Here is a 23,037-nt window from a genome sequence, read left to right as displayed (position 1 = left end):
ACCCGCCCCAACCCGCCTGCCTCCGGCAGATCCAGACAGAGTTGCGCATGAAGATCGAAAAAGACCGCGTTGTCCGCTTCCACTACACCGTTTCCGAAGTCGGCCAGGAGCCGATCGAATCGTCCAAGGACCGCGGCGAGCCGCTGGCGATCCTGATCGGCCACGGCAACATCATCCCGGGCCTGGAAAACGCCATGATGGACAAGGAAGCCGGCGCGACCTTCAGCGTTGACGTCAACGCAGCCGATGCCTACGGCGAGCGCCGCGAGGGCCTGTCCCAGCGCGTGCCGAAGAAGCATTTCGGCAACACCAAGCTGGCTCCGGGCCAGCAGGTCGTGCTGCAGACCAACTTCGGCCCGCGTGCGGTGACCGTGCAGAAGGTCGGCATGAGCGTCGTCGACGTCGACCTGAACCATCCGATGGCTGGCAAGGACCTGCACTTCGACGTGGAAATCGTCGATGTGCGCGAAGCCGGCAAGGAAGAGATCGACCACGGCCACGTCCACGGCGACGGCGGTCACCACCACTGATCGCAGCGCGATCATGATGGCAGCAACGGCCCGCTTCGGCGGGCCATTGCGTTTCTGGAACACGGCGCGGCCATCCATGGCACGCGGGCCGGCGGCATAATGGCGGACCTGCCCGACGGACGCCCCGTGAACGCCGCTTCTCCTTCCCTGCAGCCGGTGGCTTCCGGCGAACGCATCGCCGTGCTGGACGTGCTGCGCGGTGCTGCGCTGCTGGGCATCCTGCTGATGAACATCGAGGCCTTCAGCGGACCGCTGGACCTGGCCTTCACCGGCATCGACGTGCATTGGCAGGGTATCGACTACTGGGCCGATGCCTTTGTCTACGTATTCGTGCAGGGGAAGTTCTTCACCCTGTTCTCGTTGCTGTTCGGCGCCGGCTTCGCGGTGATGGCGCAGCGCGCCGAGGCGGCCGGGCGTGACTTCACCCCGTTCTACCTGCGCCGCAGCGCTGGCCTGCTGCTGATCGGCCTGTGCCACGCGCTGCTGGTCTGGTCCGGCGACATCCTGGTGATGTACGCGTTGGTCTCGTTGCCGTTGCTGGCCTGCCGCGAGGCGCCGCGCAGCTGGCTGCCGTGGATGGGCGTAACGGTCTATCTCGGCGGTGTGGCGATGATGCTGCTGGTCGGCGCGATGGTGTCGATGGCTTCGGCGGAGGACGTGCGGAAGATGCTCACCGACGCGCAGCAGAGCATCGATCTGCAGCGCCTGGTGTACGGGCAGGGCAGCTGGATGCAGGCCAATGCGCAGCGGCTGAGCGAGTTCGGCACGTCGATGGGGGCGATGCTGATCACCGGCCCGGAGGTGCTGGGCATGTTCCTGATCGGCAGCTGGTTTGCTGGCAGCGGCGCGCTGGCCACGCCGGATCGCTTCCCGCGGCTGTATGCGGTGTTGCGTTGGGGGGCGCTGCCCTTCGGCCTGCTGGTCACGCTGCTGGGTGTTGCCTGGAAGCCGTATCTGGCGCCGGGCGCTTACGATCTGCCGGTTACGGCGGCGATGGCGCTGGTGACGATCGGCGGCCTGCCGATGTGCCTGGGTTACCTGGCCTGGATCGTACACTGCCGCGCGCGGCTGGGCTGGCTGGCGCCGGTCGGGCGCATGGCGTTGACCCATTACCTCGGCCAGTCGCTGCTGTGCACCTGGCTGTTCTACCACTACGGCCTGGGCGCGTTCGAAACGATGCCACGCAGCGTGCAGTTGATGTTCGCGCTGCTGTTGTTCACCGTGCAGGTGGGCATCTCGCACGTATGGCTGCGCCGCTTCCGCTTTGGGCCGATGGAATGGCTGTGGCGCGCGATGACCTATCGGCAGTGGCCGCCGATGCGGCGCGAGGCCGGCCAGGGCTGATCGATGCAGGGCGCGCGCGAGGATGTGATCGTGGTCGGCGCCGGTGCCATTGGACTGGCTGTCGCACTCGCGCTGCGTGCACAGGGCCGGCAGGTACGCGTGATCGACCGTGGGCGTGTCGGCGGCGCGACCTCGCATGGCAACTGCGGCACCATCACCCCCAGCCACGCGCCACCGCTGGCAGCGCCTGGCGTGCCGTTGCGCGCGCTGCGCTGGATGCTCGATCCGCGTGCGCCGCTGTACGTGCGTACACGCCTGGACCCAGCATTGTGGCGCTGGCTGCTGCAGTTCGGGGCGCGCTGCAACGCACGCGACTGGCTGCACGCCACGCGGGCACGCGGCGCATTGTTGAATGATTCACGGCTGCGCCTGGCGCAGTGGGTGCAGACGCATGCGCTGGACTGCGAGTTCGAGGCGCGCGGTCTGGACTATGTGTTCGGTGACGCCCGCAATTTCGATCACCACGCTGCCGATTGTGAGGCGCTGAACGCACAGGGCATTGCCTCGGCGCGCATCGATGGCACCGACTACGCGCGCGACAATCCGGCGTTCCATGATCGCCTTGCCGGTGCGATCCACTTCCCCGGCGATGCCCAGCTGCGTCCGGACCGCTACACCGCCGAACTGGCGCGCGTGCTGCGGGCACAGGGCGTGGTGATCGAAGAGCAGTCGGACGTGGAGGATTTCAGCGCCGACGCGCAGGGTGTGCGCGTGCGTGCCGGTGAACGCATGCTGCAGGCGCGCGAGCTGGTGCTGGCGACCGGGCCGTGGTCACCGCGCTGGGCGCGGCAACTGGATCTGCGCGTGCCGATCCAACCCGGCAAGGGCTACTCGCTGACCTGGTCACGACCGGCGCAGGTGCCGCAGCGTCCAGTCGTGCTGAAGGACCATTCCGTGTTCGTGATCGCCTGGCGCGAAGCGCTGCGGCTGGGCGGCACCATGGAATTCGCCGGTGCCGATCCGCAGCTGCGCACGACCCGCCTGCAGGCCCTGCAGCAGGCCGCCGACCACTACCTGCGCGCGCCACGTGGTGCGCGGCTGCAGGAGCAGTGGTGCGGGTGGCGCCCCATGAGCGTGGACGACGTGCCGTTGATCGGCCGCGCGCCCGCGCATCCTCACGTCTGGCTTGCAGCGGGGCATGGCATGCTCGGCATCAGCATGAGCGCCGGCACCGGCCAGCTGATCGCCGATCTCGTCTGCGGCCGCACGCCAGCGATCGATCCTGCCCCTTACCGACCCGAGCGATTCCGATGAGCACTGCACCCTATGATTACGACCTGATCGTCCTTGGCGGTGGTTCCGCCGGCCTGGCTGGCGCGATCCGCGCCGCGCAGCACGGCAAGCGCGTGGCGCTGCTGGAGCCTGGTGAACTGGGCGGGACCTGCGTCAACGTCGGCTGCGTGCCGAAGAAGGCCATGTGGCTGGCGGCCGACCTGCACGAGCGCATCGGCCTGGCCAGTGCGATGGGTTTCGATGTCAAGGCACGCCCGGCATTGTCGTGGAAAGAGCTGGTGATCCATCGCCAGGCCTACATCAGCAACATCCACACCAGCTACCACAAGCGCCTGGACGAAACCGGCGTGGTGCGCGTTCCGGCGCGCGGTCATCTGCTCGATGCGCATACCGTGGCCTGCAGCGATGGCGTGCGTTACAGCGCTGAACACATCCTGATCGCCACCGGCGCGCACCCGCTGCGGCCTGACATCCCCGGTGCCGAACTGGGCCTGGTCTCCGATGATTTCTTCGATCTGCGCGCGGCACCGGCCGAGGTGGCGATCATCGGTGGCGGTTACATCGCGGTGGAGCTGGCCGGCCTGCTGCAGGCACTGGGCAGCAAGGTGAGCCTGCTGGTGCGTGGCCAGCGGCTGCTGGATCGCTTCGATTACGAGCTGACCGATCAGCTGGCCGAGAACCTGAAGCAGCAGGGCGTGCGCATCCATTTCGGCTATCGCCTGCGCGAACTGCAGCGCGATGGCGAACGCGTACGTGCATTCGGCCATGATGGCCCGCTCGACAGCGTGTTCGACGCGGTGTTCTTTGCCACCGGCCGCCGTGGCAACAGCCGCGATCTGGGCCTGGAAGCGCTCGGCATCGGTATCGGCGAACACCAGCAGGTGCAGGTGGACGAATGGCAGACCACGTGTGTGCCGAGCGTGCACGCGGTGGGCGACATCGCTGGCAAGGTCGGCCTGACCCCGGTGGCGGTGGCCGCTTCGCGGCGGCTGATGGACCGCCTGTTCGGTGGCCGCCCGCAGTCGAAGATGGATTACGAGAACGTGGCCAGCGTGGTGTTCTCGCATCCACCGCTGGGCGCGGTGGGCATGAGCGAAGAAGAGGCGCGCGCGCGGTTCGATCAGGTGAGCGTGTACCACAGCCGTTTCCGTCCGATGCTGCAGGGGCTGGCCAATGGCACCCAGCGCAGCCTGTTCAAGATGGTCTGTGCCGGTCCGGAAGAACGGGTGGTGGGCATCCACCTGCTGGGCGAAGCGGCCGACGAGATCCTGCAGGGCTTTGCGGTGGCGGTGAAGATGGGCGCGACCAAGGCCCAGTTCGACGACACCGTGGCGATCCACCCGACCTCGGCCGAGGAAGTCGTGCTGATGCGCTGAGCTGGACGGTTTTAGAGCCGAGCCTATGCCCGGCTGCGTTCCGTGCAGCCGAGCGCAGGCTCGGCTCTCCAGGTCACCAGGCGCACCCATGCGACAATGGACGCCCTTGCGCCTTCCCTGGCCGCCCCGTGCGGCCCGCCGTCGTCCTGATGTCCAGCCCCGCTTCCCGTATCGCCACCGCTTCCCCACGCATCGCGCTGGGAGGCATCGGCCTGGCCGCGATCGGCGCCATCGCCGCCTCCGGCAAGGCCATCATCGTCAAGCTCGGCCTGCGTCACGGCGTGGATGCCACCACGCTACTCGCCCTGCGCATGCTGATGGCGCTACCGCTGTTCGTGCTGATGGCACTGTGGGCCGCGCGCCGGGCCGAGCCGCTGTCCTGGGCCGACCGTGCCCGCGTGTTGTGGCTGGGCTTCACCGGCTACTACCTGTCCAGTCTGCTCGACTTCCAGGGCCTGCAGTACATCAGCGTGACCCTTGAGCGCCTGATTCTTTACTTGAACCCGACCCTGGTGCTGCTGATCAACGTGCTGCTGACGCGCCAGCGGCCGGGTCGGTGGCAGATCGGCGCGCTGGTGCTGAGTTACCTCGGCGTGCTGCTCGCCTTCGGCCACGATCTGCAGCGCGAGGGCGGGCAGATCATCGTCGGCAGCCTGCTGGTACTGGGCAGTGCGCTCAGCTACGCGCTGTACCTGTTCGGCAGTGGGCAGGTGGTCGCACGCATCGGCGCGGTGCGGTTGACCGCCTATGCCAGCTGCGTGGCCAGCGTGCTGGTCCTGCTGCATTTCGCGGTGACCCATCCGCTGCCGTTGCTGTGGCAGGCACCGGCGCCAGTGCAATGGCTGTCGCTGGTCAATGCCACCGTGTGCACGGTGCTGCCGGTGCTGGCGATCATGCTGGCGGTGCAGCGCGTGGGTTCGTCGCTGGCCGCGCAGGTCGGTATGCTGGGCCCTGTTTCCACCATCGTGATGAGCCTATGGCTGCTCGACGAACCGATGGGGCCGGCGCAGATCGCCGGCACCGTGCTGGTACTGATCGGCGTACTGTTGGTGACCCGCCTGCGGCGCTGACACCCGAGCAGGCGCGTGCGCGCATCCTGGCGGTGATCCGCGCGATCCCCGTAGGGCAGGTGATGGGTTATGGGCAGGTAGCGATGCGCGCGGGCCTGCCCGGGCGTGCGCGGCTGACCGCGCGCATCCTGGGCCAGAACGACGACCCGGACCTGCCCTGGCACCGCGTGCTGCGCTCGGATGGGCGAATTGCCATGGAAGAAGGGTCGGCCGGATGGCGCGAGCAGTCACAGCGGTTGCGCGCGGAGGGCGTGGTGGTGGAGAACGGCCGGGTGCGGATGCCGGCGGCTGATCCGGCAGCGGCACTGGATGCCGCTGTGTGGGGCCCGGGCTGAGCACCGCTGGCGACTGAACAGGCCGGACCTGAGGGCCGCCAACAAGACACGGTGCTGCGGCTATGATGGAGGCCGTTCCATGCCGGTACTCCCATGTTCCCGCGACTGCCAACCGTCACCAAGGCCCTGCTGATCGCCAATGCGATCCTGTTCCTGCTGCAGCAGCCGTTCCTGCTCGGCATGCAGACCTTCGAGCCGTTCATGCTGCAACCGCTGCAGCAGGGCTTCGATGCGTTCTCGCCGGGCGGCAACTTCCAGCCGTGGCAGCTGCTGACCTATGGCTTCCTGCATGGCAGCTTCGGCCACCTGTTCTTCAACATGCTGGCGGTCTTCATGTTCGGCGCGCCGCTGGAGCAGACCTGGGGCGAGAAGCGCTTCCTGCTGTATTACCTGGTGTGCGTGGCTGGTGCAGGCGTCTGCCAGCTGCTGGTGGGCACGCTGCTGGAAAACCCGGCGACGGTGCTGGGCGCCTCCGGTGGCGTGTTTGGCCTGCTGCTGGCCTACGGCATGCTGTTTCCCAACCAGCGGGTGATGCTGCTGTTCCCGCCGATCCCGATGAAGGCGCGGACCTTCGTGATCCTGTTCGGCGTGGGCGAACTGGTGCTGGGCATGACCGGCTGGCAGCCGGGCGTGGCCCATTTCGCGCACCTGGGCGGCATGCTGTTCGGCTGGTTGCTGATCCGTTACTGGCGCGGGCAGCCGCCGTTCAACAAGCGCCGCCCGCCCGGCCCACCGAAGCGCCCGAACCATCTGCGCAGCGTCAAATGATCCGAAGGATCATTTGACACCGTAGGTGCCGACCGTTGGTCGGCACACCGCTACAGGTCCCGCAGCACCACCTGCGCCGCATTGTGCCCCGGTGCACCGGTAACACCACCGCCGGGATGGGTACCCGACCCACACAGATACAGGCCGGGAAGGGCGCCGCGATAGCCCGCCTGGCCGACCATCGGCCGCGCCGAGAACAACTGGTTGGCGCTCAGTGCGCCGTGGAAGATGTCGCCGCCGACCAGGCCGAAGGTGCGTTCCAGATCGAGCGGGGACAGCACCTGACGACCGAGCACGCTGTCAGCGAAGCCGGGCGCATAGCGTTCAACGGTGGCGATCATCAGGTCGGCTACCGTCCCGCGGTGGTCATCCCAGTGACGCCCATCAGTAAGTACCGGCGCCACGTGCTGGCAGAACAGGCTGGCCACATGCTGCCCGGGCGGTGCCAGTGAATCGTCCAGCGTACTGGGTATCAGCATTTCCACGATCGGTTCGCGCGACCAACCGTCGCGGCGCGCATCCAGCCAGGCGCGATCCATGTAGTCCAGGCTGGGTGCCATGATGATGCCGGCACTGAGGTGATCGCCCGGACCGGGCAGGGCGCGGAACTCCGGCAGCCGCGACAGCGCCACGTTCATCCGGAAGGTGCCGGAACCGCAGCGCCAGTTCGTCATGCGTTCGCGTGTGGCAGCCGGTACCTGCGCCGGCTCCAGCAGCTGTTTGTACAGCAGCTTCGGATTGACGTTGGCGACCACCGCGCGTGCACGCAGGGTTTCGCCGTTGGCCAGTTCCACCCCCACGGTGCGGCCCTGTTCGGTCAGTACCCGTCGCACGCCGGCATCCACGCGCAGCTCGGCCCCGGCCTCGCGCGCCGCGCTGGCGATGGCCTGGCTGATCGCGCCCATGCCACCCATCGCATGGCCCCATGCACCCTTCACGCCATTGCACTGGCCGAACACGTGATGCAGCAACACGTAGGCGCTGCCCGGTGTGTATGGACTGGCATAGTTGCCGACGATGCCATCGAAGCCGAACAGCGCCTTGATCGGCTCGCTCTCGAACCAGCGGTCCAGGTATTCCGCCGCCGACAGCGTGAACAGGTCCAGCAGCTCCTGCCGCAGCGGTGCATCCAGCGCCGCCAGTTCGCGGCCGAGCTTCCCCATCTGCCAAAGTGCGGGCAGGCCGCGCCAGCCGCCGGCGACGCCGATGTCCGGTGGCGCGCGGAGAGCCCACGCGCGCAGTACATCGGCGAAGATCTCCAGGCGTGCTTCGTACGCTGGCAGGCGCTGTGCATCCCGAGCGGAGAATCCAGCGACTTCGGCCTGGGTGCGGCCAGGTGCCGACAACAGGTAGCGGTCGTCGGGCAATGGCAGGAAGTTGTTGGCCGGGCGCGTGACAATGCGCAGCCCATGCGCATGCAGTTGCAGGTCTTCGATCACCTTCGGTTGCAACAGCGACACCGTGTACGACGCCACCGAGTTGCGGAAGCCGGGATGGAACTCCTCGGTGACCGCCGCTCCGCCGAGCACGCCGCGCCGTTCAAGGACCAGCACCTTCTTTCCGGCCTTCGCCAGATAGGCCGCACAGACCAGGCCGTTGTGGCCACCACCGATGATGATTGCATCCCAGGACATCAGCACCTCAAAAAAAGGGGACGGAGGGGATTAAGTCGCAATTCGCACAAGGTCGGCAGCGATGGGCAGAAACGACTTAATACCCTCCGTCCCCTTTTTTTATCGCCGCTTCGATGGTGGCGATGTCGATCTTCTTCATCGGCATCATCGCGTTGAAGGCGCGCTTGGCCAGTGCCTTGTCCTTGCTGGTCACCGCTTCGATGAGCATGCGCGGGCTGATCTGCCAGGAGATGCCCCAGCGATCCTTGCACCAGCCGCATTGGCTCTCCTGGCCACCGTTGCCGACGATCGCATTCCACAGGCGGTCGGTCTCGGCCTGGTCCTCGGTCTGGATCTGGAAGGAGAACGCTTCGCTGTGCTTGAACGCGCTGCCGCCGTTGAGGCCGACGCAGGGAATGCCGCAGACGGTGAATTCGACGGTCAGCACATTGCCTTCCTTGCCGTCGGGGTAGTCGCCAGGTGCGTGATGCACGGCGGTCACCGCGCTGTCGGGCAGGAGGCTGGCATAGAAGGTGGCGGCCTCGAGCGCGCCGTTGTCGTACCAGACACAGATGGTGTTCTTGTGTGCCATTTCGGGGCTCCGCGATGGACGAAGCCGCAGCGATAGCACGCCCGGTGTTAAGCCGGGATCGTGCTGCACCCGCAAAAAGAAGGGCGCCCGAAGGCGCCCTCTGCATTGCCAGTTGCAGCAGTTAGCTCAGCGCCAGACCTTGATCTGCTCGGCTTCGCTGCGCTGCATCGGCTGGCCGGCCTTGCAGCTGAAGGTGGCACCGAACGCCGGCAGGTTGGCCAGCGTGCCGTTGCTGCGCCATAGGCCCGGTGCACGGATGTCGGCGGTCAGGCGACGCACGGCCTCGTTCGGCGACAGCTGCTGCGCCCACAACGCCGACCACGCGCGGAAGAAGCCCTGTTGCTGTGCCGGCTTGGCCTTCGGCTCCTGCGCGGTGTACGCGGCCCAAGCCAGTTCCAGGCCGGCGATGTCGGCCAGGTTCTCTTCCTGGGTGAGCGTGCCGTTGACCTTGGCACCCTTCACGCCCGGGAAGTCGTACGCGCTGTACTGCGCGGCCACGCGATTGCCGAGCAGGGTCCAGGCGGTCTTGTCGGCCGGGGTCCACCAGCTGCGCAGTTCGCCCTTGGCGTCGACCAGCGCGCCCTTGGCATCGATCGCGCGGGTCAGCTCGTGGCCGACCAGGCCACCGAAGCTGCCGAACTTGTCGGCAGCGTCGGCCTTGGCGTTGAACACCGGCCCCTGGAGGATCGCAGCGGTGACGATCAGGCGGTTCTGGGCCAGATCGTAGGCCAGCGAAGGCTGCTGCGGCAGCACGTCCCAACGGCGGTCGGCGTTGCCCTTGCCGATGCGCTTCATTTCCTCGCGATGGCGCCAGGTTGAAGCAATCAGCATGTTGCCGCCGAACGAACCACGGCCCATCGGCTGCACGCTGTAGTCGAGATCACGCAGCGGGGTACCGATCTCGATCTTCAGCGCGGCCAGCTTGGCCTGCGCTTCGGTCTTGGCTTCGGCACTCATCCAGCTGCTGTTCTTGACCGCTTCGATCTGCACTTCGCGCACCTTGTCGACGATCCATGCGGCCTGGCGACGGTCTTCGGCCGACAGGTAACGGGCGGCGTATTCGCGACCGAGCATCGGGCCGGCGGCCACGTTGATCGCCTCCAGCACGTCTTCCCAGCGCTGCGGTGGCAGGGTTTCGCCACGCAGCACGCGGCCGCGGAATTCGAATTCGGCGTCGCGGTAGGCCTTGGACAGGTAGGGCGCCATCGAGTCGCCCACGCGCCAGCGCAGGTAGGCCTTCCACTGGTCCGGCTTGAGCTTGGTGACCATGCCATCGAGCTGCTTGAACAGGCCCGGGTCGGCCAGCGAGACCAGATCGTCGTCCACGCCCTGGGCCTTCAGGAAGGCATCCAGCTGCAGGTTGCGGTAGCGGCTGTTGAGCTCCTTGGTGGAGATCGGCGCGTAGTTGTTGAACGGGTTGTTGATGCCGGCCAGCGACTGCGCGTTGCGCGCCAGTTCGGTCTCCAGTGCGATCACCGATTGCGACTCGGCATCCAGCTTCGCGGCCGGAGTGCCGGTCAGTGCCAGGATCTGCTTGACGTAATTGCGGTAGCGGCCCATCAGCGCCACGGTGTCGGCGTCGGTGCGGGTATAGAACGCCGGGTCCGGCAGGCCCATGCCGCCCTGCATGAAGTAACCGATGTGGCGGTCCAGCGCCTTCAGGTCCACGTCCGGGCCGAAGTTGAAGGCCACCGGGATGCCGACCTGGTGCAGCGCGGCGATCGAGGCCGGCACATCCTTGGCCTTCTTGATCGCGTTGATGCGGGTCAGCAGCGGGGCGATCGGATTGGATCCGTCGGCTTCCACGGCGGCTTCGTCCAGGCCGCTGGCCCAGAAGTCGCCCAGCAGTTTCTGCACGTTGCCCTGCGGCGCCTTCATCGCTGCGTCGAGCAGTTCACGCTGCTGCTGACGGCTGCGGTCGACCAGCTGGCCCAGCGCGGTGGTGGCACCGGTCTGTGGCACCGGGTTGGCCTTCAGCCAGCCTGCGTTGGTGGCGTCATAGAAGTCGCTGCACTGGGCGCTGACGGCCGGGGCGCGCGCGGCCTTCTTCTTGGCGACGGCGAACGCATCATGGGTCGGGACCAGGGTCGCCAGGCTGATGCCCAGGGCGATGGCAAGCGGACGGAAATTGGGCATGTGGAACGAATCCGTGATGGATTGAGGGCGCGCGCACTATAGCAAGCCGGGAAGCTGCCCGGGATGAGGGACCGGGAATGCAACCTTCCGGATAAAAAAATCCCCCTGCCGAAGCAGGGGGAGGAGAGATGGCTGGGGGCCGTGCAGACGACCCCACACCCAAGAGTGGAACATTCGCTCGACTTGCTTAGAAGTCGTAACGAGCCGACAGGCGAACCTGACGCGGTGCGGTGTAGCCCAGAGGCTGGTTGTAGCGCTGATCCGGCGTCACGCGATCGGTTGCGTAATTGCTGTAGTAGAACGTCGGCTCCTGGCGATTCAGCACGTTGAGTACGTCGGCTTGGAGGGTCAGCTTCTTGTCAGCCCACAGCGGGGTGTAAGCCAGCGACAGGTTCAGGGTGTAGTTCCACGGCGTGTCACCCTTGCTGCCACGTGCCGAGAAAGCGTAGTCGCTGGACGGCGGGATGTAGCCTGCCGAGCCCGGAGCGGTACCGCTGCCTGCCAGGCCGCAGAAGTGATAGTAGGCGCCGTTGTACAGGCCCTGGTCTGCAGTCGGGTAGAAGCTGGTGCAGGAACGCGGACGACCCGAATCGATCAGCAACGAACCACCCACGCGCCATTCTTCGCTGATCTGGTACGCGCCGAATGCCTTGATCTGGTGTGCACGGTGGTTCGGCAGTCGGCCGTTTGCACCGACCATCAGCTGCGGCAGGTCCCAGTCCTGCGTGGCCGACACGTCGGTCTGGCCACCGGTACCGGTGTCGAGGTCGGAAGCCAGCTGACCTTCAGTGTTGCCGTAGTTGCGCGAGAAGGTGTAGTTGATCTTGCCGTTGAACTTCTCGCCGATCGAGCCTTCCAGGAACAGGTCCAGTGCGTAGTAGCGACGCTTCAGCTTGGGCAGGTTCAGCTCTGCTGCTGAATAGGTCACCTGCTCGAAGCTGCCGTCTGCCTGCTCCTGCCAGAAGGTGTTGGATTCACCCGGATTGAAGATGAAGCAGCCACCGCCCAGCGCCGGTGTGCAGGTATCGTCGATTGCGCTCTTCAGGTCACGGTAGGTGAACTTCGCACCCCAGGTCAGGTTGCTGTTGAGCACCTGCTCCATGCCGATGATGTACTCGTCCTGATAGTGGGACTTCAGGTTCACGGCTGCCACGGTGCGCGGATCCGGAGCGTCACCGCATTCGAGGTTGGACGAGATTGCATTCGGCTTGCCGGGGCAGGTGTAGCCCTTGCTCTGGTCCACGGGCACGTTCACCAGGCCGGTCGGCGTACCATCGGCGGCGACGCCGGTGTAGGTGAAGTACTCCATGGTGTACAGAGAGCCGGAAGCGGCGCGCACGGCGACGTTGTTCGGCAGTGCCAGGTGGTAACGGCCGGCATTGGCAAACAGCTTCAGGGTCGAATCACCATGGACGTCCCAGACAGCGCCCAGGCGCGGAGCCCACTGGTTGTCCTGCTTGACGTACACCTCACCGGCGCTGGTGTAGTTCTTGAAGGTCTCGTTGCGCAGGCCCAGCTGCAGCAACAGGTTGTCGGTAACCTGCCAGCGATCTTCGATGTACTGCGCGCTCTGCTTGGTCTTCACCTGAGCAATCTGGGTGTAGTACTGCTGGCGCACGTAGTAGCCCTGGTTGCCCAGGCCGCCGGCTGCGGCCGGGGAGCCTACGCCATGGGAGGCGTCAATGGCGGCGTTCGGGTTGTTGGTGCGCGAGTAGACCCAGACGAAACCGCCACCGTATTCGCTACCGGTGAACGACTCCGCTTCCATGTTGTCCAGACCCGCGCGAAGGTCGTGGTTGCCCAGACGATAGTTGACGTCGAAGCGGAAGCCCTTGGTTTCGTCATAGGCGCCCGGGACGTTGACGGTAGCCGCAGTCCAGCAACCTGCGTAGTTGGCAGCCGGAATGCCTGGTGCGCGCGTGGTGGCCGAAGACGAGGTGCGCGGGCACGCCGGGTTGTAGCCCCAGGGCGACTGGCTGTGATCGACCTTCTGCGTACCGTACAGGGCCGAGATGGTCAGGTCGTCAGTCAGGTAGCCGGTGTACTTGCCGACGTACAGACGTGCCTTGTCTTCGTTGTAGGTGCCTGCGTTCTGGACGTTGCCCGGGGTTCCGGTGGCGTAGTCGTAGGTGTAGCCATCGCTGTAGTACTTGGTGACGTCGGATACACCGGTCAGCTCAAGGAGATGGTTGTCGGTGATGTTCCAGTCGATCTTCGCAGCCCAGCGGGGGTACTCGTACTCGTACTCCTGCCATGCATTGGTGGTGGTCGCCGCTGCCTGCGATGTGGAGGCCACGCCTTCACCCTGTCGCTTGGTCAGTTCGACGTTTGCGTAGAAGAACAGCTTGTCCTGCACGATCGGGCCGCTGGCATAGATGCCGCTGCTCTGGGTCCAGCTCTGGGACTTCTTGCGGGTCTGGTACAGCTTGCCGTCGGTGCGCTTGGTCGGGTCGGCGTTGTCATCGCCGTAGAAGCCCGTATTCGGGAAGTACAGGTCCTTGGGGTCCGAACGAAGCGATTCCGGGCTCCAGTAGGTGTACGCACCGGCATGGAACTCGTTGGAGCCGCGCTTGGTGACCACGTTCACCACACCACCGGTGGCGCGACCAAACTCGGCACCATAGCCGCCCGTGAGCGTCTGCTGCTGGGCCAGGGCATCGAAGGGCAGCGTGGTGAAGCCGATGGAGGTCAGCGGATTGGTGACCGGATAGCCGTTGATGTAATAGGCATTCTCGGAGGAGGCTGCACCACCGAAGCTCGGTACCGTATTGCCATTGGCGGTATAGGCGGAGTTGGACACCACGCTCGGTGCCAACAGGGCGATGCTGGCAATGTCACGGCCGACGGCGATCTTGTTGATCTGCTCGGCGGTGAACACGGTGCGGGTGTCGATCTGGGTAACGTCCACGCGCGGAACAGCTGCAGCGGTTACTTCCACGCGGTCCAGATTCTGCACATTGCCGCCCGCGCCGAAGGAGACGTCGGTACCGCTGGCAATGATCACCTGCACGGAGTCGCGGGTCGCCACGACCTCGCCGTTCTTCTGCAGGGTGACCTTGTAGTTGCCGTTGGGCAGGTCAGCTGCACGGTAGCGGCCGTTCTTGTCCACGGTCACGGTGCGGCTCAAGCCGGTGCCCAGATTCTGGACGGTCACGGTGCTGCCAGGCTCGCCAGAACCATAGATGTTGCCGGTCACGGATTGGGCGTGTGCGGCGCCCGCCAGGCACAGGCCCAGCGCCACAGTCAGACCCGCGCGACGCAGCTGCTTGGAATGCTTGCTCATCGAGTTCCCCGAAATTGAATATTGAAAATTAACAGGGGTTGAACAGACCCCTGAATCAATGAATAACAGATGAACTCACATGGGCGCAACCGATTCGTAATGTTTTTTTCACAGATCTGCGCTAACCCCTTGTGGCACAAGGGCTTGACGTCGATCACAAAAAAGGCCCGGAACCAGGTCCGGGCCTTCAAGAGCCTTCCGACATCGCCGGATGGCGCCAAAAACTCACATTTTATTCAGGTTGAGTGGACGTTCTGATCGCTCTTCACGGCTTACCAGATCACCACCTGCTGGTCGCCGCTGCGGGCCATCGGCGAACCGGCCTTGCACTGGAACGCGGCGGCGAAGGTCGGCAGGTTCGACGGCGCACCCATGGCGCGGAACTGCGCCGGGGCGTGCGGGTCGGTCGCCAGGCGGACCTTGGCGTTCTCCGGGGTGTACTTGGTGCGCCACACGGTGGCCCAGTTGAAGAAGAAGCGCTGGTCGCGGGTGAAGCCGTCCACCTTCGGGTCTTCCTTGCCGGCGCTGGCCTTCTGCAGGGCATCGTAGGCGGTAGCCAGGCCGCCCAGGTCGGCGATGTTCTCACCCAGGGTCAGGTGGCCGTTCACCGCCTGGCCGTCGACCTTGTACTGGTCGAACTGCTTGACCAGCTTGCCGGTCAGGCCTTCGAAGTTCTTCTTGTCAGCGGCGGTCCACCAGTCTTCCATGTTGCCGGTCGGCCCGAAACGTGCGCCCTGGTCGTCGTAACCGTGGGTCATTTCGTGGCCGATCACCGCGCCGATGCCGCCGTAGTTCAGTGCGTCGTCGGCCTTCGGATCGAAGAACGGCGGCTGCAGGATGGCGGCCGGGAACACGATCTCGTTCTGCAGCGGGTTGTAGTAGGCGTTGACCGTCTGCGGGGTCATGCCCCACTCGGTCTTGTCCACCGGCTTGCCGATCTTGGACAGGTTGAACTTGTAGTTGAACTCGTTGGCCGCGCGCACGTTGCCCAGGAAGCTGTCGCGCTGGGTCTGCAGGCCCGACCAGTCACGCCACTTGTCCGGGTAGCCGATCTTCGGGGTGAAGGTTTCCCACTTGGCGATGGCCTTGGCCTTGGTTTCATCGCTCATCCAGCTCAGGCCCTGGATGCGGTCCTTCAGCGAGGTGGCCAGGTTCTTCACCAGTTCTTCCATCTTCGCCTTGGCTTCCGGCGAGAAGGCCACCTTCACGTACAGCTGGCCAAAGGCTTCACCGGCGTCATTCTCGATGGTGCCCAGCACACGCTTCCAGCGCGGCTTCTGCTCCTTCTGGCCGTTGAGGGTTTTGCCGTAGAACTCGTAGTTCTCCTGCACGAAGGCATCGGCCAGGTACGGCGAGGCGCTGTCCACGGTGTGGAAGCGCAGGTAGGCACGCCACACCGACGGATCGGTGTCGCCCAGCGCCTTGCTCACTTCCTCATGGAAGGCCGGCATGGCCAGCGAGAACTTCTCCGGTGCGGCCACGCCCTGCGACTTGAAGAACTCGGTCCAGCTGAAGTTCGGGGTCAGCTTGTCCGCGTCGGCCACGGTGACCGGGTTGTAGTACAGCTCGACGTTGCGCGAAAGTTCGACACGCGACTTGGACGCCTTGGCCAGGCGGGTCTCGAACTTGACCACGTCCTCGGCCTGCTTGGCAGCGTCGGCAGCGGCGACGCCGGACAGCTCCAGCACCTTGGCGACGTGCGCCTGGTAGGCCTTCAGCTTGTCGGCGTTCTTGGCATCGGTGTAGTAGGTGCTGTCCGGCAGGCCCAGGCCGCCCTGGCTGGCGTAGGCCATGTTCACGGCCGAGTTCTTGAAGTCGGCTTCGGCGCCGAAGCCGAACAGGACGTTGTCACCCTTGGCGGCGCTGGTGCGCAGGTAGTTGGCGATGGCCGCCTTGTCCTGCAGGCCATCGATCGCGGTCAGGTCGGCCTTCAGCGGCTCGATGCCCTGGGCGTTGATCTTGGCCTCGTCCATGCCGGTGGCCCACAGGTCACCGACGATCTTCTCGATGTGGTTCGGGGTCTTCACCTGCGCGACCTGTTCGGCCAGCTGGTGCTGCACGGCCACCGAACGCTCGTCGAGGATGGTGAAGGCGCCCCAGCTGGTGCGGTCGCCCGGGATTTCATTGGCGGCCAGCCACTTGCTGTTGACGTAGTCGCCGAAGGCGCCACAGGCGTCCTTGCTGGTATCGAGGTCGCTGGGCTGGAAGGCGTTGTAGGCCGGCAGCTTGCTCTCGTCCAGCGTGTAGTTTGTGGCTTCGGCGGCAGCCGGCGTGGAGGCGGTGGCATCCTTGGCCGGGGTTTCGTTCTTGCCGCAGCCAACCAGCGCGGCCGAAACGGCCAGGGTCAGCAGCACGATCTTGGGAGTACGGGTCACTTTGATGGCCTCCAGGCCGAGTGAGTCAGTGAAGGGCCGCGGGGACGGCCGTGGGCCGAACGATACGCCGCCGGCCTGGCCTGCAAGGGTGTCGAAGGTCATGGGCGGGCGCAAGGGCCAGAAACGGAAAAGACCCGATGCGGGACATCGGGTCTCAGGGCGGCCTCAGTCATGGGAGGCGCTGTTCAGGGTAACGCTCCAGGTGCGATGAGCAGCACCGATGCCCTTGCGGGCAAGCATCCGGTTTCCGCAGGGAGGCCCCTCGATGAGAGGCTCCCACCATCCTGCGGCTGTGCTTACTTCCTGCCGAAGTCGTACTGGGCCTGGACGTAGATAGCGCGCCCGTAGGCGTTGTAGAGCGAGTTGTTGTACGGCACGTCGATGTTGCCCGCGTAGGAGTGCTGCTGGTTGTCCGGTACCTTGTTGAACAGGTTGTTGACCATCAGCGAGAACGTCAGGTTGTCCATCGCGCGGTAGTTCACGCTCAGGTTGTACGTCGTGTAAGAGCCCCACTTGCCAGCCTTGTAGCCGGACGTCGGATCGACATAGTCATAGCCACGGCCCAGGTAGGACAGGTAGTTCGGCGTGCGGCCGATGTAATTGAAGTACAGCGTGGTGGTGAACTTGTCGATCGCCCAGCCGATCGAGCCGTCAGCCCGGACCTTGGCGTAGGAGTCGTACACCCACATTGCGTACGGGTTGCCCAGCAGATCCAGGAACGGGTCGTTGAGCTGCGGCTGCAGTTCACGCTTGAGCATGTTGGTGTAGTTGCTGGAGAACTGCAGCGAACCGAAGCGACCGATGTCCTGCACGTACTTGAAGCTGGCAGTGACCGCCTCGAGGTTCTGCCGTGCCACGTTCAGCTTCGGCGTGTAGATCTCCTCCAGCGCGCCGGTGGCATCACGGGTGACCCAGTTGGCCACTTCCTCGCAGGTGGCGCCAGCGGTGTTGGTCAGGCCGTTGCGGCAGTAGTACTCGGCCAGCAGCAACTGGTCGGAGCTGAGGGTGTTGACCTCGTTCTTGATCTTCCAGTTGTAGTAGTCCAGGGACACCGACAGGTTGTTGATCGGCGCCCACACCAGGCCCGCGTTCCACACATCGGCGGTAATCGGCTTCAGCTCCGGATTGCCCGACTGGGTGCCGAACACCGACACGCTGCCGTAGCGGCAGTCGACCGTGTTGGACGGATCGAACCCGAGCTGGCCACAGCGGTAGTAATCCTTGGACCCATTGGCGTAGTAGCCGCTCTTGCCCTGGAAGGCATCGGGCAGGGACGGGGCGCGGAACGCGGTGCCGTACTTGCCGCGGACCAGCAGGCTTTCGAAGGGGCGGAACTCGAGGCCGATGCTGTAGGTGGGCTTGTCTACGGTATGGCCGGCGATCTTGAAGTTGTCGTAGCGGCCGGAAGCGGTGACCGTCAGCATGTCATGCAACGGCAGACGCAGTTCGCTGGTGACAGCGTAGTTGCTGCGATGGCCGTTGCCCGCCACCGAGGTGGTACCGAACACCGTGCCGTCGGTCAGGCGCACGTCCGGCGTGTAGTTCCACCCTTCGCTGCCGCCTTCAACCACGGCGGCAAAGCCGGCGTCGCCACCGGGCAGCTTGAACAGCGAGCTGTTGGTGATCTGCGCGCGGGTCTGGGTCTGCCAGGTGCGGCTGCGGCTGGTGGTGAAGCCGGTGAAGCTCTGGAAGGCCCCTTGCGGCAGCTGGGAATAGAAAGCACCCCAGTTCGGGTTGTAGATGTTGTAGCCGTCGTCGGTCTGGCCCAGCACCGGTCCCAGCACGTTGTCGGCAAACCAGTTGTTGATCGGGTCGTTCCAGCGCGCATAGCCACGCTCGTTGAGCTTGTACTCGCCGTGGGTGATGCTGGCCTCGTAGTCCCAGTTGCTGCCGATCGCGCCGCGTGCGCCCAGCGTGACCTGATAGGACTTGCTGCGGTCGGTATTCATGATGTCGCGGTAGCCGATGCCGCCGATGTCTTCGGGTGCGAACACGCGTTGCAGCCCCAGATAGCGACCACTGGACTGATCGAAGAACGGACCCATGCTGATGTCCGTGCCCCAGTAGTTGTAGCCGGCACCGGTGTTGTACTTGACGGTTTCGTAGCTGTAGAGGACATCGCCGAACAGCTGCAGGTTGTCATTCACGTCGTAGGTCAGCGACGAATAGAGCTGGCTGCTTTCCTTGCCGTTCTTGATCGTCTTGTAACCCGCGCCGAACGCGGAGCCGCAGGATTGTCCAGCGCGGCGCGTACCGAGGATGGTGGTGCCGCCGAACTGGCCGGAAACGCCGGCGCAGTTGTTCGGATCCATCATCAGGAAATCATTGGTATCCGCGTCGAAGACCAGGAAGTCGTTCGAGGGCAGCTGGCGCGTGTAGCCATGCGGATTGTTCTGCTTGGTGATGTCGCGCTGGTAACCCCAGATCGGGTTGGTCTTTTCATACTGCACATTGACCAAGGCGCGGAAGCGATCGTCCTTGCTGTTGAAGCCATTGGCGCCGCTCACGCGGAAGCTGGCGCCACCGCCATCGGAATAGGCGCCGCCGCGCACGTTCAGCGTGCCGCCGTCCATGCGTTCCTTGAGGATGATGTTGACCACGCCGGCGATCGCGTCCGAACCGTACAGGGATGACTGGCCACCGGGCAGCACCTCGATGCGGTCGACGATGTCGATGGGGATGCCGCTGATGTTGTTGAACGCGTCGCTGCCGTTGTACAGCGCCGGATACGAGAGCATCGGGCGGCCGTTGATCAGGTACTTGGTGTAGCCCGGGTTCAAGCCGAACATGCCAGCCGCTTCAGCACCCTGGGTGAAGGATGCCGAGGTCTGGCCGCCTTGCAGGCCGCCGGTGGTCAACGAGGACTGCTGCAACACTTCGGCAACGCTGGAGAAACCGCGCGCCTGAATCGCCTCGGCGCTGATGGTCAGCACCGGCGTCTGGTTTTCGATCTGCGTCTGCGGGATCAGCGAGCCGGTGACCGTGACCCGGTCGAGGTTGGTCGCGGCCTTGCTGCTGTCCTGGGCGAGTACGGTGGCGCTGCTGCCGGCCAGCAACAAGCCGCAGGCGACGGCGTGGGTGAGCGGGTGGTGCGAGAATGCGAAGCGACGACGAGACATGCGATTACTCCGTGTGATCGTGATGACGCGTGTATCCCTTTCCTGGGATTTCGATTCTGTTCAGCTGCTTTGCCTATGCGGTTTAGCGGCGTAGCGTCAACGTAACACACGCTTAACGTGCCTTGCGCAGTTCTGTAACGGTCGGTGACGGACGGTTGCGCGCTTCGTGAAAAGCCCCTTCTCCACAGGCATTTCTGCCGTTTTCCGGATTATCGGAAAGCAGGGAAAATGAATATTTGATAAATTCAACTGACATTAACAATCGATACGTCGCGGGCTTTCCCCATGCCGCATAGAAGGAAAAAAAAGGCCCCGCCGAAGCGGGGCCTGGTCCAGACACGAAGTCCGGAAAACGACGGGATCAGAAGTTGTACTTGACCTGGGCCGAGATCTGGCGGCCGTAGACGCTGTAGAAGCCGTCATTGAACGGGGTCGATTCGTTGCCCGGGTAGTTGTAGCGCTGGCCTTCCGGCAGCTTGTTGAACACGTTGTTGACCATCAGCGACAGGACCAGATCGTCCTGTGCCTGGTAGTTCATGCTCAGGTTGTACGTGGTGTACGAACCCCACTTGCCGGCCTTGGCGCCGGAAGAGTGGACATAGCCGTAGCTGCGGCCGGTGTAGGCCAGGTAGTTCGGGGTGCTGCCAACGTAGTTGGCGTACACGGTGGTGGTGAACTTGGCGATGTTCCAGGCCACCGACAGATCGCCACGGACCTTGGCGAAGTTGTCGTAGTACCACATGTTGTACGGATCGCTCAGCAGGTCGAGCTTGGCGGCGCCCGGCATCGGCTGCACTTCACGCTTCAGCATGTTCGTGTAGTTGCCGGAGAACATCAGCGAGCCGAAGCGGCCGATATCCTGCTGGTACTTGGCCGCCACCGTCACCGCTTCCAGGTTCTGGCTGGCGACGTTGAGCTTCGGCGTGTACACCCGGGTCAGGTTGCCGCCGGCATCGCGCGACACCCAGTCGGTGACGTTCTGGCAGCTGGCCGAGGTGTTGTTCGGCAGCCCGTTGTGGCACTGGTACTCGGCCAGCAGCAGCTGGTCGGTGCTGAGGGTCTTGACTTCGTTCTTGATCTTCCAGTTGTAGTAGTCGGCCGACAGCGAGAAGTTGCTCACCGGGGCCCACACCACGCCTGCGCTCCACACGTCGGCGGTGATCGGCTTCAGGTCCGGGTTGCCGGACTTTTCGCTGTACACCGAGGTGTTCTTGTAGAACGAGCAGGCCTCGTCACGCAGGCCGTAGCCCAGCTGGCTGCAGCGGTAGTAGTCATTCTGGCCGGACGAGTACGAGCCGCTCATGCCCTGGAAGGCATCGGACAGGGTCGGTGCACGGAAGGCGGTGCCGTACTTGCCGCGCAGCAGCAGGCTCTCGATCGGACGGAATTCCAGGCCGATGCTGTAAGTGGCCTTGTCGACGGTCTTGTCGGCGATCTTGAAAGCGTCATAACGGCCCGAGGCGCTGACGGTCAGCTTCTCCAGCAGCGGCATGCGCAGTTCGCTGGTGACCGCGTAGTTGCTGCGGTGGCCGGCGCCCGCGACGGCGGTGGTGCCCCACACGTTGCCGTCGACGAAGGCCTGGTCCGGCGAGTAGTCCCAACCTTCGCTGCCACCTTCCAGCACGACGGCCAGGCCGGCGTCACCGCCCGGCAGGCTGAACAGCGAGCCGTTGGTCACCTGCACGCGACCCAGGTTCTGCCAGGTCTTGCTGCGGTGGGTGCCGTAGCCGGTGAAGCTGGCGAACTGGTCCGGGGTGATCGGCGAGTAGAAGGCAGCGTAGTTCGGGTTGTAGATGCCGAACGTGGCGGTCGGGTCCTTCGGGTCGGTGTAGGTGCCCAGGCGCGGGCCCAGCACGGTCTGGCCGAAGAAGTCCTCGATCTTGTCCTTCCAGCGCACGAAGCGGTTCTGGTCCAGGCGGTACTCGCCACGGGTGAAGCTGGCGCTGTAATCCCAGTCGCCGACCATGCCCTTGCCGCCCAGGGTGACCTGGTAGGCGCGGCTCTCATCGGAGTTCAGGATGTTGTTGTAGTCGCCCTCGCCGATCTCCTCCGGCGCGAAGGCGCGCTGCAGGTTCACGACCTTGCCTGCGCCCTGGTCGTAGAAGCCACCCATGACCGACTTCGTGCCCCACCACAGGGCGCTGGAGCCGGAGGTGAACTCGGTCTTTTCCTTGCTGTACAGCACGTCGGCGAACAGCTGGAAGTTGTCGTTCACGTCGAAGGTCATCGACGAGTAGAACTGGCCGCTGTTCTTGCCGTTCTTCAGGGTCTTGTAGCCGGCGCTGTACACCGAACCGCAGGACTCGCCCGACGCGCGCTTGCCGACGACGGTGGTGCCGTCGTACAGGCCTGCCACGTTGGCGCAGCGGCTCGGGTCCATCATCAGCAGCTTGTTGTCTGCATTGGTGATGACGGCGAAGTCGTTCGACGGCACCTGCGCGGTGTAGCCGACCGGGTTGTTCTGCTTGGTGATGTCACGCTGGTAGCCCCAGATCGGGCTGCCGTTCTCGATCTGCACGTTGACCAGCGCGTGGAAGCGGTCGTCGAACGCGTTGAAGCCCTTGGCTGCGCTGAAGCGGATATTGCTGCCGCCGCCTTCGGTGTAGGTGCCGCCACGGACGGTCATCGTACCGCCGTCCATGCGCTCCTTCAGGATGATGTTGACCACACCGGCGATCGCGTCCGAGCCGTACAGCGAGGACTGGCCACCGGGCAGCACTTCGATGCGCTCGACGATGTCGATCGGAATGCCGCTGATGTTGTTGAAGGTGTCGCTACCGTTGTACAGCGCCGGATACGAGAGCATCGGGCGGCCGTTGATCAGGTACTTGGTGTAACCCGGGTTCAGGCCGAACATGCCGGCTGCTTCAGCGCCCTGGGTGAACGAACCCGAGGTCTGGCCACCCTGCAGGCCGCCGGTGGTCAGCGAGGACTGCTGCAGCACTTCAGCAACGCTGCTGAAGCCGCGGGTCTGGATGTCTTCGGCGGTGATGGACATCACCGGGGTCTGGGTTTCAACCTGGGTCTGCGGGATCAGCGAACCGGTGACGGTGATCTTGTCCAGGTTGGTCGCCTTGTCCTGGGCCATTGCCGGGGCGGCGGCCATCAGGGCGGAAATCAGGGCGACGGCGAGCGTGTTGCGACGTGCGGTGTTGCTTGCGTATTTCATGTAGTTCCAATAGAGAGCAAAAACAAAAATCGGCACTGCGCATGCGCCATCGTGCGCGCTGGAAACCAGCTCCGCAGCCCAAAACAGTGCTTCA

At 64.7% G+C, this 23,037-nt stretch carries 15 protein-coding genes; 7 read left to right on the top strand and 8 right to left on the bottom strand.

The genetic code is table 11. The annotated features are described in order from the left end of the window. Positions 1-47 precede the first annotated feature (47 nt). The 7 genes from AC5P6S_RS00690 to AC5P6S_RS00660 all read left to right on the top strand — a co-directional run bounded on the left by AC5P6S_RS00690 (position 48) and on the right by AC5P6S_RS00660 (position 6,656). Positions 48-530, top strand: coding sequence for an FKBP-type peptidyl-prolyl cis-trans isomerase (locus AC5P6S_RS00690; RefSeq protein ID WP_012480915.1), 483 nt, complete (start codon positions 48-50; stop codon positions 528-530). 99 nt (positions 531-629) lie between these two features. After that, a complete protein-coding gene (locus AC5P6S_RS00685; protein ID WP_024956344.1) occupies positions 630-1,874 on the top strand; it encodes a DUF418 domain-containing protein in 1,245 nt (414 codons plus the stop codon). A 3-nt stretch (positions 1,875-1,877) separates the two neighbouring features. Continuing rightward, a complete protein-coding gene (locus tag AC5P6S_RS00680; protein ID WP_227843508.1) occupies positions 1,878-3,128 on the top strand; it encodes an NAD(P)/FAD-dependent oxidoreductase in 1,251 nt (416 codons plus the stop codon). Then, positions 3,125-4,483: a glutathione-disulfide reductase gene (gene gorA, locus AC5P6S_RS00675; protein WP_201861800.1), complete on the top strand. Its 1,359-nt coding sequence runs from the start codon at positions 3,125-3,127 to the stop codon at positions 4,481-4,483. Before AC5P6S_RS00680 ends, gorA begins: the two co-directional genes overlap by 4 nt. Positions 4,484-4,632: 149 nt before the next feature. Further along, positions 4,633-5,553, top strand: coding sequence for a DMT family transporter (locus tag AC5P6S_RS00670; protein WP_005410511.1), 921 nt, complete (start codon positions 4,633-4,635; stop codon positions 5,551-5,553). Then, complete coding sequence (locus AC5P6S_RS00665; protein WP_224119427.1) at positions 5,550-5,888, top strand: MGMT family protein; 339 nt, start codon at positions 5,550-5,552, stop codon at positions 5,886-5,888. The genes AC5P6S_RS00670 and AC5P6S_RS00665 overlap by 4 nt, the downstream gene beginning before the upstream one ends. A gap of 93 nt (positions 5,889-5,981) precedes the next feature. After that, positions 5,982-6,656 (top strand): rhomboid family intramembrane serine protease, encoded by a 675-nt coding sequence (locus AC5P6S_RS00660; protein ID WP_005410509.1) that lies wholly within the window; start codon positions 5,982-5,984, stop codon positions 6,654-6,656. 50 nt (positions 6,657-6,706) lie between these two features. Here AC5P6S_RS00660 and AC5P6S_RS00655 read toward each other — a convergent pair whose 3' ends face one another. The 8 genes from AC5P6S_RS00655 to AC5P6S_RS00620 form a co-directional block, all read right to left on the bottom strand. Continuing rightward, complete coding sequence (locus AC5P6S_RS00655) at positions 6,707-8,290, bottom strand: phytoene desaturase family protein (RefSeq protein WP_044570669.1); 1,584 nt, start codon at positions 8,288-8,290, stop codon at positions 6,707-6,709. A gap of 76 nt (positions 8,291-8,366) precedes the next feature. Then, positions 8,367-8,861: a VOC family protein gene (locus AC5P6S_RS00650; protein WP_012480908.1), complete on the bottom strand. Its 495-nt coding sequence runs from the start codon at positions 8,859-8,861 to the stop codon at positions 8,367-8,369. A 126-nt stretch (positions 8,862-8,987) separates the two neighbouring features. Next, the gene (locus AC5P6S_RS00645; protein WP_012480907.1) at positions 8,988-10,997 is read right to left on the bottom strand and encodes a M13 family metallopeptidase; all 2,010 of its coding nucleotides are present in this window, start codon (positions 10,995-10,997) and stop codon (positions 8,988-8,990) included. Between the two features lie 187 nt (positions 10,998-11,184). After that, positions 11,185-14,280 carry a TonB-dependent receptor gene (locus AC5P6S_RS00640; protein ID WP_012480906.1) on the bottom strand — a complete coding sequence of 1,032 codons (3,096 nt, stop codon included), beginning with the start codon at positions 14,278-14,280 and terminating at the stop codon, positions 11,185-11,187. Positions 14,281-14,552: 272 nt separating this feature from the next. After that, on the bottom strand, positions 14,553-16,655 hold the full coding sequence (locus tag AC5P6S_RS00635) for a M13 family metallopeptidase (protein WP_044571427.1): 2,103 nt from the start codon (positions 16,653-16,655) through the stop codon (positions 14,553-14,555). 296 nt (positions 16,656-16,951) lie between these two features. Then, positions 16,952-19,774 carry a TonB-dependent receptor domain-containing protein gene (locus tag AC5P6S_RS00630; RefSeq protein WP_012480904.1) on the bottom strand — a complete coding sequence of 941 codons (2,823 nt, stop codon included), beginning with the start codon at positions 19,772-19,774 and terminating at the stop codon, positions 16,952-16,954. 112 nt (positions 19,775-19,886) lie between these two features. Then, on the bottom strand, positions 19,887-20,030 hold the full coding sequence (locus tag AC5P6S_RS00625) for a hypothetical protein (RefSeq protein WP_158230141.1): 144 nt from the start codon (positions 20,028-20,030) through the stop codon (positions 19,887-19,889). Between the two features lie 105 nt (positions 20,031-20,135). Beyond that, positions 20,136-22,943: a TonB-dependent receptor plug domain-containing protein gene (locus AC5P6S_RS00620; RefSeq protein WP_012480903.1), complete on the bottom strand. Its 2,808-nt coding sequence runs from the start codon at positions 22,941-22,943 to the stop codon at positions 20,136-20,138. Positions 22,944-23,037: the final 94 nt, after the last annotated feature.

The organism is Stenotrophomonas sp. YJH_SMC_119 (assembly GCF_059368315.1).
This window is presented reverse-complemented; position numbering and strand designations above follow the sequence as displayed.

What these genes read in the sequence shown, in the direction of transcription:
- AC5P6S_RS00630 (WP_012480904.1), bottom strand. Translation starts at nt 19,774, where the DNA reads ATGTCTCGTCGTCGCTTCGCATTCTCGCACCACCCGCTCACCCACGCC.
- AC5P6S_RS00685 (WP_024956344.1), top strand. Translation starts at nt 630, where the DNA reads ATGGCGGACCTGCCCGACGGACGCCCCGTGAACGCCGCTTCTCCTTCC.
- AC5P6S_RS00690 (WP_012480915.1), top strand. Translation starts at nt 48, where the DNA reads ATGAAGATCGAAAAAGACCGCGTTGTCCGCTTCCACTACACCGTTTCC.
- AC5P6S_RS00640 (WP_012480906.1), bottom strand. Translation starts at nt 14,280, where the DNA reads ATGAGCAAGCATTCCAAGCAGCTGCGTCGCGCGGGTCTGACTGTGGCG.
- gorA (WP_201861800.1), top strand. Translation starts at nt 3,125, where the DNA reads ATGAGCACTGCACCCTATGATTACGACCTGATCGTCCTTGGCGGTGGT.
- AC5P6S_RS00655 (WP_044570669.1), bottom strand. Translation starts at nt 8,290, where the DNA reads ATGTCCTGGGATGCAATCATCATCGGTGGTGGCCACAACGGCCTGGTC.
- AC5P6S_RS00680 (WP_227843508.1), top strand. Translation starts at nt 1,878, where the DNA reads ATGCAGGGCGCGCGCGAGGATGTGATCGTGGTCGGCGCCGGTGCCATT.
- AC5P6S_RS00650 (WP_012480908.1), bottom strand. Translation starts at nt 8,861, where the DNA reads ATGGCACACAAGAACACCATCTGTGTCTGGTACGACAACGGCGCGCTC.
- AC5P6S_RS00660 (WP_005410509.1), top strand. Translation starts at nt 5,982, where the DNA reads ATGTTCCCGCGACTGCCAACCGTCACCAAGGCCCTGCTGATCGCCAAT.
- AC5P6S_RS00625 (WP_158230141.1), bottom strand. Translation starts at nt 20,030, where the DNA reads ATGTCAGTTGAATTTATCAAATATTCATTTTCCCTGCTTTCCGATAAT.
- AC5P6S_RS00670 (WP_005410511.1), top strand. Translation starts at nt 4,633, where the DNA reads ATGTCCAGCCCCGCTTCCCGTATCGCCACCGCTTCCCCACGCATCGCG.
- AC5P6S_RS00645 (WP_012480907.1), bottom strand. Translation starts at nt 10,997, where the DNA reads ATGCCCAATTTCCGTCCGCTTGCCATCGCCCTGGGCATCAGCCTGGCG.
- AC5P6S_RS00620 (WP_012480903.1), bottom strand. Translation starts at nt 22,943, where the DNA reads ATGAAATACGCAAGCAACACCGCACGTCGCAACACGCTCGCCGTCGCC.